Genomic DNA, 12076 nt, shown 5'->3' with positions numbered 1-12076 from the left:
CAAGCCCGCTCCCACGCCGGTATTAACAACTCAACGTGGGAGCGGGCTTGCCCCGCGATGGGTACCACGCAGCGTTCAGTCCGACGCCACCACAATCGACACCCGGCGGTTCTCCATGCGCCCGGCGCTGGTGCGGTTGTCGGCCACCGGCTGGCTGCTGCCCAGGCCGCGGGTCTGGATGTTCTGCGGCTGCATGCCGATGCCGGCCAGCGCCTTGGCCACGCTCTGGGCGCGGCGTTCGGACAGCTGCTGGTTATAGGCGGCCTTGCCCGAGGCATCGGCGTGGCCGTCGATGCGCACGCGCTGGATGTCCACCGACAGCAGGGCCTTGCCGATGCGCTCGACGATGTCCTCGCTCTGGCGGTTGAGGCCGTCCAGGTCGCTGCCGAACAGCACCTTGCCGGACAGGTCGAAGGCCCAGCCCTCATCGATAGGGGCAAAGCCTTCGCGCTTGAGCACGGCCACCTGCTCCGCAGTCAGGCCCCTGGGCGGTACGCTCTGGCAGCCGCCGAGGGCGAGCAGGGCCAGGGCCATGGCAAACAACGGCAAACGCAGCGATAGCAAACGGTCGATCACGGTTCAGCTCCTGTGCTTTTTACATCCGTGGCGCAGCGTTCCGTCTGCGCCACTTGCCAATGGCCACGGCGCTTGCGCTTGGCCTGGTACATCGCCGCATCGGCGGCATTGAGCAGACTGGCCGGGTCGTGGCCGTCGTCCGGGTAATAGGCGATACCGACACTGAGCGAGCTGGTGATGCGGGTGCCATCCTCCAGCAGGATCGGCAGCTGCATGCTGGCGATGATCTTCTCGGCGATGCGCTGGGCATCTTCACGCGCCTGCAGCGGCGCCAGCAGCACGGCGAACTCGTCGCCGCCCAGGCGCGCCACCAGGTCATGCTCACGCAATTGCGCGCGCACCCGGCTGGCGATGGTGATCAGCACTTCGTCACCCACGGCATGGCCGAGGCTGTCGTTGATCTGCTTGAAATGGTCGCTGTCGAGGAACAACAGCGCCAGGCGCTCGGCATTGCGCAGGCTGCGGCTCAACCGGCCCTCGAAGAAGGCGCGGTTGGGCAGCCCGGTGAGGCTGTCGTGGCTGGCCTGGTGGGCGAGGGTTTCGTTTTCGCTTTGCAGGTGGCTGTGCCAGACCTCCAGTTCGTCGAGCAGGGCATTGAAGTCATTGCCCAGTTCGTTGAGTTCGGCGATCTGGGTTTGCGGCACACGGCGGTCGAAACTGCGTTCGCGGCGCGCTGCGTGGGCCACGCTGGCCAGGTGGCGCAGCGGGCGGATGATGTCGGCGAACAGCCGGCGCGACAGGTACAACGCCAGTAGCGCACTGAGCACCGTGCACAGCAGGATCCCGACCAGGCCACTGAGCAGGAAGCGCAACAGGCTGCCGCCCTGGCCGACCAGTTCGACATGCCCGACCTTCTGACCCTTGTGCTGCACCGGCAGGTTGACCGGCTGCTCCAGCAGGGTCCGCGCCACCTGGCTTTGCAGCTGTGCCATCAGGGTTCGGTCATCGCGCTGCCAGTGGGCGAGCAGCTTGCCATCGTTATCGAAAACCTTGGCCTCAGCCACCTCTTCGGTCTCGGCGATCAGCGCCAGTGCCTCGTTGGCCGCTGGGCTGTCGTCGAACACCACGGCGGCTTCGACGGTGTAGTTGATGGAGCGGGCGATCAAATGCAGGTTGTGGTTGGCATAGACGCGCAAGGCGGCCACCCCGAGCAGGGTCACCAGCACCCCGGCCAGGCCGGCGGCAAGCAGGGCAATGCCCAGGTGGCCACGCCCCAGCGCCGCTCGCAGCGTCGGCCGGGGCATGCGCTGGTCAGGGCCACTCATGGCTGCGCCGCCCGCCGCCGCGACAACTGCAGCACGCTGGGGTGGATGCGCACGCCACTGCGCGCCACCGAGTCGAGGTTGACGTCGAATGCCACCTGCTGATCGCTGACACGCAGGCAGAACAGGCTGCCCACGGTACAGGGGTCGTCGGCTTCGGTGATGCTCAGCACCGGGTGACCACTGATTGCCTGGAACAGCCGATCACGCTCGCCGGGTTCGAGCTTGCCGATGTAAACGGCGTCACAGGCACTGGCCAGGCTGGCATTGCCGGCCAGCAGGCGGCGCACCTGCAGTGGCTGCCCGGAACTCTGCACAGTGCCTTTGATCAGGTCGTCGGCGTATTCGGTGGGGCCGACCAGGCACAGGCGCAGGGGGTTGGGTTCGGCGGGCCAGCGGGCATAGCTGAGGATGCCCAGCACCACCTGGGTCACGGCCTTGGCCCGTTGCTGCGCCTGCGCGCTCGGCTCGCCGGCCAGCGCCTGGGCGCACACGCCGGTCAGCAACAGCGTGGCCATCAGCAGCGAGCGCGCGCAATCCTTCACCCGCCTCAAAACCGAGACAGCCACTGTCATGTGGGAAATCTCTCAAAAAGTTGCCAGATAATGCCGCAACGATAGCACAGCAACGTGGTACGCCCGTATCACAGTTGTTCCAGCATCAGCCCCGAAACACGTCGCACCCTGCGCCCCACAGCCTCCTCGAACACGCCACTGCGCGGCTCGATCAGGCTGAAGCAGTGCTTGGCCCGGGTGATGCCGGTGTACACCAGCTCCTTGGTCAGCACCGGGTTGAGTGCGTCGGGCAGCACCAGCGCGGTGTGGCTGAACTCCGAGCCCTGGGACTTGTGCACGGTCATGGCGAACACGGTTTCCACCTCGCTCAGGCGGCTGGGCAGGACGAAACGCACCCCGCCACTGCCGTCGTTACGCGGGAAGGCCACGCGCAGCGGGGCCTGGCCCTGGTCATCGGGCAGGCGCAGGGCGATGCCGATATCACCGTTCATCAGGCCGAGGCCGTAGTCGTTGCGGGTTACCAGTACCGGGCGCCCTTCGTACCACAGCTGCTGGCTGTCGATCAGCCCGGCATTGTGCAGCACCCGCTCCACCCGCTGGTTCAGGCCTTCCACGCCCCAGGCGCCCTTGCGCACCGCGCACAGCAGCTGGAAGTCCTCGAAACGGCTCAGCACTTCGCCGGCCCACTGTTCCCAGCGCGGATCCTCTGCCGGGGTGCCCGGTGGCGGGCGCAGGCGGCCGATGTTGCGCAGGTAGCTGCGATAGCCCTGGGGGCCTTCGGCGCCGCGGTTGAGGCCTTCGAGCAGCAGGCGGTCGAAGCGCTTGTCGTGCTCGCCGCCGAGGGTCAGGCAGAACACGTCATCGGGCTTGCTGGCCAGCAGTGCGCGGGCCTCGGGGGCCTGCTGGCGGTTGACCAGCCGTGCCAGCTGGCCGATGCCGCTGCCTTCACCGAAACGCCGGGAATGGCGCAGCATGACGATCTGCTGGGCCAGTGGGTTGCGCGGGCTTTCGCCCGGCTTCAGGCCGCTGTTGGCCAGCGATTGGCCGCCGATCTGCTCCAGCCAGGCCTGGGTCTGCGGCCAGTAGCAGCCGTCCTCGGCGTCGCGGCAAAGGTCGCCCAGCACCGCCCCCGCCTCCACCGAGGCCAACTGGTCCTTGTCGCCCAGCAATACCAGCCGCGCATTGGGGGGCAACGCGTCGAGCAGGTTGGCCATCATTTCCAGGTCGATCATCGACGCTTCGTCGATCACCAGCACATCCAGTGGCAACAGGTTGCCTGCGTTATGCCGGAAGTGGCGCGAGCCCGGGCGGCTGCCGAGCAGGCGGTGCACGGTGCTGACGTCGGTGGGGATCTGCGCGCGCACCGTGCTGTCGACCTGCAACCGCTCGACCTGCTGGCCGATGGACTCGGTCAAGCGCGCCGCGGCCTTGCCGGTGGGCGCCGCCAGGCGAATGCGCAGGGGCCGGCCCTGCTCTACCGCCGGAGCCTGCAGCAGGGCCAACAGGCGCACGACCGTGGTGGTCTTGCCGGTGCCGGGGCCGCCGGTGATGACGCTGAAACCGGCACGGGTGGCCAGGGCGCAGGCAAGTTTCTGCCAGTCCACTTCACTGCCGGGGGCACCGCCTTCGAACAGCTGCGCCAGGCGCGCCGACAGGTCTGCCTGCAACGGCTGCTGACGGGCCAGGCGCTCGTGCAATGCGCCGTCGATGCGCCGCTCATAAGCCCAGTAGCGGCGCAGGTACAAACGTTCACCGCTGAGCACCAATGGCCGCGTGTGCTGTGCGCGGCTGCCGCCCGCTGCCAGCAAGGGGCTTTGGTCGATGCGCTGCAACCAGGTGTCCAGGTCGAGGCTGGCCAGCAACTGCGAAGGCAGCAGCAGCGGCCCGGCCAGGGCATCGCCTTCCGGCGGCAGCGACAGGGCGAAGTCCGGCTCGGCCAGGGTCTGGGCAAGGTCGAGGCAGACATGGCCGTGGCCCAGTTGGTGGCTGGCCAGCGCCGCCGCCAGCAGCACCAACGGATCGCTGCCTGGGGCGAGCTCTTCGAGGAAGCCGACGAAAGCCCGGTCCAGCGCACGCAGCCAGCCACGCTCCACCCAGCGGTCGAGCAGGGCCAGCAGGTCGTGGCTGTCGTGCAGTGGCGCCAGGGCACTCAGGTGCTCGGCCTGCAGTGGGGTCGGCAGAAGGTCGTCGAGACTGCGGCTCATGGCGTGGCTCCAGCAAACAGATCCTGCTGCGCGGGCGCGTGCTCGCCACGGAACAGCGCATCGAGGGCTTCGATCAGCGCGCGTGGCGGCCGGGCGTGATACAGACCATGGCCGGCCGAGTGGGTGCCGCGCAGGAAGATGAACAGGGCACCGCCGACATGGCGGTCGTAGTCGTAGTCGGGCAGGCGTGCGCGCAACTGTCGGTGCAGGGCCAGCAGGTAGAGCACGTACTGCAGGTCGTAGCGGTGCTCGAGGATCGCCTGCTCCATGGCCAGTGCGCCATAGGCCTGGGCGTCGGGGCCGAGCCAGTTGGATTTGTAGTCGGCCACGTAGTAGCGCCCGTCCAGCTCGAAGGCCAGGTCGATGAAGCCTTTGAACATACCGTTGAGCTGGGTCGGCTGCAGCGCCGGGCGCGCGGCGCCGTCATGGGTATGGCGAACCACCAGCTGGTCGAGGCGCACGGCATCGACCTGATGGCTGGCAAACCAGAACTCCATCTCGATCTGGTACTGGCTCAGCGCCGCCAGTTGCAGGGTAGCGCCCTGCAACGGCATGGGCTGCACCAGCATCTGCTGCAGCCACTGGCTGAGCGTGGGGATCCAGCCGGCCCAGTCGCGACGGTTGCAGCGCCGGCCGACGGTGCGCTCGATCAGCTCGGGCTGGCTGCTCACGGCGGCGAAGCCTTCCAGGCCTGCCCATTCGAGCAGGCCATGGAGGAAGGTGCCGGGGTTGGGGCCACGGGGGAAGCGGTGGATATCACCGGACTCGGCCGGCACTTCGCGCAGCAGCTGGCTGTCCAGCGCTTCGTCGTCCAACAGTTGCTGGGCCTGGGAGCTGTCGGCGATGAGCGTCTGATCGCCGACACGCAGCGCACTGTAGGAGGCGATCCACCACTGCTCGGCGGCGGCCCGTCGAGGTTTGCGTGCCGGCAACAGCTCACTGTCGTTCGCGGGGGTGCGGTAGCTTTGCTCGTCGGCCTCGGGCAGCGGCCCACTGATGATGGCCGGGCTGTTCGCAGCCAGGGCCTGCAGCCACTCGCCCAGTTGGCTGGACGCCGACAGTGGCAGGCCGCCACCGAGCAGGTAACCCAGGGCCGAGCGGTGCAATTGCGAGCTGCGCTGGGTGCCGCGCTTGAGGTCGGCGACACCCAGCCAGCAACCGTGCTGGGCACGGGTCAGGGCGACATAGAGCAGGCGCAGGTCTTCTGCCAGGCGCTCGTCGTCGGCACGTTCGACCTGCTGTGCATCGGGGGTGAGCGTGAGGTGCGCGATGCCGTCGTCGTCATGCCAGGACAGCGGCAGGCGCGAACCATCCACCGGCTTGCTGGTACAGATGAACGGCAGGTACACCAGGGGGTATTCCAGGCCTTTGGATTTGTGGATGGTCACCACCTTGACCAACTGCTCGTCGCTTTCCAGGCGCAGGATCTGCTCTTCGCCGGCCTGCCCGGCGTTGGCCAGGTGCTCGGCCAGGTGGCGGATCAATGCCTGCTCGCCATCCAGTTCGCCGGCCGCCTGCTGCAGCAGTTCGGCCAGGTGCAGCAGGTTGGTCAGCACCCGCTCGCCGTCGGTGCGCGCCATCAGGCTGCGCGGCAGGTGGAAGTCGTGCAGCAGGCGGCGCAGCATCGGCAATACGCCTTGGCGCTGCCAGATCTCGCGGTAACGGCGAAAGCGCATGACCCAGTCTTCCCAGACCCGCTCGTCCTGGTTCAGGCGTTCCAGTTCGATCAGCGGCAGGCCGAGGGTCAGGCTGGCCAGGGCGGCCTTGAGCATGCGCTCGACGTCCGGCTCGGCGCAGGCCTTGAGCCAGGCCAGCAGGTCGTGGGCTTCCTGGGCGGCGAACACCGAATCTTTGTCCGACAGGTAGACGCTGCGCACCCCGCGGGCCGCCAGCTCGGCGCGGACCAACTGCGCTTCGCGACCGTCGCGCACGAGGATGGCAATATCGGACGGCAGGCACGGGCGCAGTGTGCCGTCACTGCCGGCAAAGCCACTGACGCCCTGCTGGCCGCCGTTGAGCACGGCGACGATATGGCTGGCGCAACTGGCGGCCAGGCGTTGGCGATACAGGGTGTTGGACACTGGCTCGTCACTTTGCAGATGCCAGCAGTGCAACGCCGCAGTGGGCTGGCCGTCGATCTGCAGCTGTTCGCTGCGGCCTTTGGCGCGGACCTCGACGAAGGGCAAGGGGTTGTCGCCATGGGCGCGGAACAGGAAGGCGCCACGGCCTTGAGCACGCGCCTCGGCCTGCAGGAAGACACGGTTCACGGCCGCGACCATGGCCTGGCTTGAGCGGTAGTTGGTGTCCAGGCTGTGCAGGCGCCCGGCGGTGGCGCGGCGGGCAGCCAGGTAGGTGAAGATGTCGGCGCCGCGGAAGGCGTAGATTGCCTGCTTGGGGTCGCCGATCATGAACAGGCCGGTTTGCGGGTTGTTCTCGGTGATGCGATAGATGCGCTCGAAGATGCCGTATTGCACCGGGTCGGTGTCCTGGAATTCGTCGATCAGCGCTACTGGGAACTGCTCGCGGATCAACCCGGCCAGGCGCTCGCCGGACTCGCTGGCCAGCGCATGCTGCAGGCGCAGCAGCATGTCGTCGAAGCCCATTTCGGCGCGGCGGCGCTTTTCCACTTCGAAGCGGGCCGAGACCCAGGCGGCGGCATGTTCCAGCACGCGCACCTCGGGGCTGGCGAGCCCCTGCAATTGCTCGCGCAGGGTTTGCATGGCGTGCAGGGCTGGATGGCTCGGCGGCTCGCCGACCTTCCACGCCTCGGCCATGCCGTCGGGGGTCAGGCGGGTAAAGCCGGTGCCCAGGTCGAGGTCCATGGCTTGATCGTCGCCAGCCCAAGCCTTGAGCTTGTCGAACCAGGGCTCGAAGTAGCGCGCCTGCAGCTTGCGGCCGTCGGCCTGCTTGGCGGCCACGGCGTCGCGGCAGATCTGCTGCAGTTCATCGGCCCAGGCGGCCCATGGCGCCTTGAGCTGGCGCAGTTGCTCGCTGCGCTCGCGCAGGGTCGCTTCGATCAGTTGTTGCGGGTCTTGGTCGTGCTGTTCGCTGCGCACCCGGCCGAACAAGGGCCGGATGCGGGGCAGCAGTGCATCGGGGCTGCCCCAGTTGCCGCGCACCCACGCAAGGGACTCGCCGCGCATGCCGTAGCAGAAGCGCCGCCAGTAGTCACGCATGACCTGGCCGAGCAGCTCGCTGTGGTCGGTTTCCAGGCTTTGCGTGAACAGGCTGCCGCTGTCGAAGGCGTGCTCGCGCAGCATGCGCTGGCACCAGCCGTGGATGGTCGATACCGCGGCCTCGTCCATCCACTGCACGGCGATCTCCAGGCGGCTGGCACAGCGTGGCCAATGCTCCTGTGGATACTCGTCGCGCAGCTGGTGCAGCAGCGGGTCGGCGTCGTCCAGCTCGCCGCGGAAAAACCGGCCCGCCTCGGCCAGGCGAGCGCGGATGCGCTCACGCAGCTCTTTGGTGGCGGCGTCGGTGAAGGTCACCACGAGGATCTGCGGGGGCAGCAGCTCGCGGGCAAAGCCCTGCTCGCCGCCGTGGCCGAGGATCAGCCGCAGGTACAGCGCCGAAATGGTGAAGGTCTTGCCGGTGCCGGCACTGGCTTCGATCAGCTGGCTGCCGTGCAGGGGGAAACTCAAGGCCAGCGGGCGGGCTTGGCTCATTGGGCGCTCTCCGGGTTGCCGAGGGTCTGCCAGGGCGCTGCGAACAGGGGGCGGTACAGGGCTTCGCACCAGCCTTCGAAGGTTTCATCCAGTACCAGCGCGGCGAAGTCGTGGTACTGGCGGGCCAGGGCGAGGCTTTCGCTGCGCTCGCCGTAGCTGATCAGGCCGTCACCTTCGTAGGCGCGGGCGGCGGCGGCAAGCGCCTTGTCCGGGTCTTCCTGGGCCAGCCAGGCGAAAGCCGTCTTGGCCGCGACAGGCAGGGGGGCGTTCATCCCGGCCTGGCGCGCCACCAGCAGTTCGCCCAGCCGTTCGGCGGCCTGGCCTTGCGGCAACGGCGCCAGGAGCAGGGTCAGGTCGCTGGCCACCAGGGCGCTGTGCAACGGATAGCCCGAGGCGCAGGCGGCCAGGTGCATGACCCAGGCCGGGATCAGCCGGTGCCACTTGCGGTTGTTGCGCCCGGCGCTGAGGGTGTTGGGCACGGTGGCGATGCTCAGCAGGCTTTGGTCGTCGGCCTGGTAGACCCGGCCCAGCCAGCCCTCGAGGCGGTGCAGGCCGTGTTCGAAGTGGATCGGCAAGGCGCCTTCCACCAGCGTTGGCCAGCGCTGCAGCAATTGCCCATGGCGTTGCAGCAGGTCTGGCAGGGGCTCGATCAGCTCGGCCTGCAACGCCTCGCCGAACCCGGCCAGCGGCAGCAGGCCGCAGGCTTGCAGGCGGCGGGCCTGGGCCTGCAGCGCCTGCTCGGGGTTATCCGGCTCGGCCAGGGCGGCACCCAGCAGGCTTTCACTCAGGCCGTAGCGTTGCAGGGCGTCGAGGGCGAAGGGTTCTTCGTCCGGCGTGGGTGCTTCCAGGGCTTCGAAGTAGACTTTCAGGCGCTGGCTGAAGAAGTGCCTGACGGGGTGACGCAAAAAATCCTGCAACTGCATCAGGCTCAATGGCTCATCGCTGCTGTAGGGCAACAACGGGGCATGGGCTGCCTGGGCCTCTGCGGCGTCCTGATGCAGGACCAGCCACTCATGGGCAAAGCTGAACAGCGGGCTGCCTTTCTGGAAATAGCGCTGGCTGAACGGTTGCAGCGGGTGCTCCTGGGTCAGGGCATGCAGCAGTTGTTGCCCGGCATCGTCCTTCTGCCCTGGTTTGGCGTTGGCCAGTTGCCAGCCGGCGGCCAGGTGATCGCGCAACTGCCCGATCAGCACCGAGGCTGGGCGCTCGCTGTTGTCGCGGATGCTGCGCCCGACCCAACTGACGTACAGTTGGTCACGCGCCGACAGCAGCGCTTCGAGCAACAGGTAGCGGTCATCCTCGCGGCGCGAACGGTCGCCTGGGCGGTAGTCGCTGGCCATCAGGTCGAAGTCCAGGGGTGGCTGCGCGCGCGGGTAGTCGCCGTCGTTCATGCCCAGCAGGCAGACCACCCGGAACGGGATGGCGCGCATGGGCATCAAGGTACAGAAGTTCACCGAACCTGCGAGGAAACGCTGGGACAATTTGCCTTGGTCGAGGCCCGACAACCACGCCTCGCGAACCACGGTGAGCGGTAGCAGGTCTTGCAGGCTGACCGCCTCGCAGGTTTCCAGCCAGGTGTCGCGCAGGTCCTGGAGCTGCACCAGCAGCAGTTCGTCATGCTCGTTTTCGGCCAGGAAGAAGATCTGCAGCAGCGCATGCAGGCGCTCGCCCCATTGCGTGGCCGTGGCCGGCTGCGAAAGTGCCTGGCAGGCGATGTCCAGGGCGTCGAGCAAGGCAACCAGCGGCCCGATCAGGGCGGCATCGAGCCCGCCGATCTCGTCGTAGGGCTCGATGCCATCGCAGCCCTCACCTACGCCCACCGCGTACCCCAGCAGCATTCGGCGCAGGCCGAAACGCCAGCTGTTCTGCTCCAGGCCCTCGGGCAACCCGAGCGTGGCGCGTTGCCGGGCGTTAAGGCCCCAGCGGATGCCGGCGCCCTCGATCCAGCGGTGCAGGGTGGGCAGGTCGCTTTCCTCGATTGCAAAGCGGGCACGCACTGCCGGTACGTCCAGCAGGTCGAGTACCTCACTCACGGCAAAACGGCTGTCGGGCAGCTTCAGCAAGTGTTCGAGGGCGATCAGCAAGGGATCGCGGCCGCGTTGGCCTTGGTCGGTCAGGGTGAACGGGATATAGCGTGGGTCGCTGCGCTCCAGCTGGCCGAACACCGCGCGAATGTGCGGGGCGTAGGTGTCGATGGCCGGGAGCATGACGATGATGTCGCGCGGGCGCAGGCTGGGGTCGGCACTGAAGCGGGCCAGCAGCTGGTCGTGCAGGATCTCGACTTCGCGCTGCGGGCTGTGGGCCACATGGAAGCGCACGGAGCGGTCCTTGGCAGGGTCCACCTGGGGCCATTGCTCGCGGGTTTCGGCCAGGGGGCGAAGTTCGAGGATGTCGTCCTGCAGCTGGTTGAGCAGGGTCTTGGGGTCACCGTCGCTGAACAGGTCGATGCGGCCATCGCTGAACACGGCCTGATAGCTGCCGGGGTCGTCGTAGCTGTCGAGCAGGTTGATGTAGTCACGGCCCTGCTTACCCCAGGCGGCCAGCAGCGGGTGCGCGTGCTGGTGCAACAGCTCGTCGTCCAGCAGCATGGGCATGCCTTGCTTGCGCTGCTGGCGTTTGTACTGGTGGCGCAGCAGATCCTTGTCGGCAACGATGTCGCCCCAGTGGTGGCGGCAGGGGTTGTGCACGCATAGCAGTACCTGGCTGAAGCGTGCCAGACCGGCCATGGCCTCGAGGATCTGTGCCGGCAGCGATGAGATGCCGAACACGATCAATCGGGCGGGCAGGCCAGCGGGCGCTTGTTCCAGGCTATTGATGCGTTCGATGAAGCGCTGGTGCACACCGGCGCGGCTCTGGGCCATGCCCTCTTCGCCTACGTCTTCGAGCAGGATTCGCCACAGCTCGGCCTGCCAGCGGTTGCCGGCAGCCAGCGGCTTGCGTTCACTGCGGGCGGTGTTGAGCACATGGTCCCCGGCAGCCCAATCCTTGAGCCAGTCGGCACGGTAGACCTGGTATTGGTCGAACAGGTCGGCCAGGCGTTCGGCCAGCTGATAGCGTTTGCGCAGGTCGCTGTCGTCGGTGAGGAAGCGGCGCAGGGGCTCGAAGTGCGGGCGCTCGATGACCTCCGGCAGCAGGCGCATGAGGCGCCAGGTCAGGGGGGCTTTGTCGAGCAGCGACACTTCGGGGATTTCATCGCGGCCCAGCACCCCTCGGTACAGTTGCCACATGAAGCTGCCGGGCAACTGCACGTCGATCGCGGCGGCAATGCCGCAGCCGCCCAGATCGCCGTCCAGCGGATCCTCGGCCAACGCCAGTTTCAGCCACTGGGCGATACCGTTGCTCTGTACCAGGGCGATTTCGTTTTCCAGCGGTGCCAAGGGAAAGCGGCGCATCACACTCACCACCAGATTGCGCAAGTCATCCAGGCGATTGCCTTGGACGATCATGAAACCTGGGTGCAGTGAGGTCGTGTTGGCCATTGGGCGCTCTCGTGAAGGCGGGCGAATATGGTGGGGAACCATATCACGGGGTTGATCTTTTCCGATCCGGAAAAGACAAAACCCCTACCTGCATGCGCAGATAGGGGTTTTGCGAAATGAATCTTGACGATGACCTACTCTCACATGGGGAAACCCCACACTACCATCGGCGATGCATCGTTTCACTGCTGAGTTCGGGATGGGATCAGGTGGTTCCAATGCTCTATGGTCGTCAAGAAATTCGGTTGCCCAGAATGTCTTGTGAACACTCTTGGCTAATTCGGATATGTGATTTGTGATGTTGCGAACTTTCGGGTCTTTCGTCTTCACCACCACAATTCGGCTTACGCGCAAATTGCTTGGGTGTTATAT

At 67.0% G+C, this 12076-nt stretch carries 6 protein-coding genes and 1 rRNA gene; all 7 read right to left on the bottom strand.

Annotated elements, in window-relative coordinates; all coding sequences use genetic code 11:
• Window positions 1-75: 75 nt before the first annotated feature.
• The 7 genes from ACO6VM_RS10280 to rrf all read right to left on the bottom strand — a co-directional run bounded on the left by ACO6VM_RS10280 (window position 76) and on the right by rrf (window position 11941).
• Window positions 76-534 carry an OmpA family protein gene (locus tag ACO6VM_RS10280; protein WP_401059718.1) on the bottom strand — a complete coding sequence of 153 codons (459 nt, stop codon included), beginning with the start codon at window positions 532-534 and terminating at the stop codon, window positions 76-78.
• A 38-nt stretch (window positions 535-572) separates the two neighbouring features.
• On the bottom strand, window positions 573-1841 hold the full coding sequence (locus ACO6VM_RS10275) for a diguanylate cyclase domain-containing protein (protein WP_390970274.1): 1269 nt from the start codon (window positions 1839-1841) through the stop codon (window positions 573-575).
• Entirely contained in the window at window positions 1838-2413 is a 576-nt protein-coding gene (locus ACO6VM_RS10270; RefSeq protein ID WP_401059592.1) for a YfiR family protein, read from the bottom strand. Before ACO6VM_RS10270 ends, ACO6VM_RS10275 begins: the two co-directional genes overlap by 4 nt.
• A gap of 68 nt (window positions 2414-2481) precedes the next feature.
• Complete coding sequence (gene recD / locus ACO6VM_RS10265) at window positions 2482-4557, bottom strand: exodeoxyribonuclease V subunit alpha (RefSeq protein ID WP_401059590.1); 2076 nt, start codon at window positions 4555-4557, stop codon at window positions 2482-2484.
• The gene (gene recB / locus ACO6VM_RS10260) at window positions 4554-8225 is read right to left on the bottom strand and encodes an exodeoxyribonuclease V subunit beta (RefSeq protein WP_422403230.1); all 3672 of its coding nucleotides are present in this window, start codon (window positions 8223-8225) and stop codon (window positions 4554-4556) included. Before recB ends, recD begins: the two co-directional genes overlap by 4 nt.
• Window positions 8222-11704: an exodeoxyribonuclease V subunit gamma gene (gene recC / locus ACO6VM_RS10255; RefSeq protein WP_401059586.1), complete on the bottom strand. Its 3483-nt coding sequence runs from the start codon at window positions 11702-11704 to the stop codon at window positions 8222-8224. Before recC ends, recB begins: the two co-directional genes overlap by 4 nt.
• Before the next feature lie 121 nt (window positions 11705-11825).
• Window positions 11826-11941: ribosomal RNA gene (rrf, locus tag ACO6VM_RS10250) — 5S ribosomal RNA — on the bottom strand.
• Window positions 11942-12076 lie beyond the last annotated feature (135 nt).

The sequence above is a fragment of the Pseudomonas sp. GZD-209 genome, assembly GCF_049310485.1.
GTDB lineage: Bacteria > Pseudomonadota > Gammaproteobacteria > Pseudomonadales > Pseudomonadaceae > Aquipseudomonas > Aquipseudomonas sichuanensis.
The sequence above is the reverse complement of the archived record's forward strand: the minus strand, read 5'-3'. Positions and strand labels throughout refer to the sequence as shown.

Excerpts from the sequence above, each read along its gene's own strand:
- recD (WP_401059590.1), bottom strand. The coding sequence starts at position 4,557 with ATGAGCCGCAGTCTCGACGACCTTCTGCCGACCCCACTGCAGGCCGAG.
- ACO6VM_RS10275 (WP_390970274.1), bottom strand. The coding sequence starts at position 1,841 with ATGAGTGGCCCTGACCAGCGCATGCCCCGGCCGACGCTGCGAGCGGCG.
- recB (WP_422403230.1), bottom strand. The coding sequence starts at position 8,225 with ATGAGCCAAGCCCGCCCGCTGGCCTTGAGTTTCCCCCTGCACGGCAGC.
- recC (WP_401059586.1), bottom strand. The coding sequence starts at position 11,704 with ATGGCCAACACGACCTCACTGCACCCAGGTTTCATGATCGTCCAAGGC.
- ACO6VM_RS10280 (WP_401059718.1), bottom strand. The coding sequence starts at position 534 with ATGGCCCTGGCCCTGCTCGCCCTCGGCGGCTGCCAGAGCGTACCGCCC.
- ACO6VM_RS10270 (WP_401059592.1), bottom strand. The coding sequence starts at position 2,413 with ATGACAGTGGCTGTCTCGGTTTTGAGGCGGGTGAAGGATTGCGCGCGC.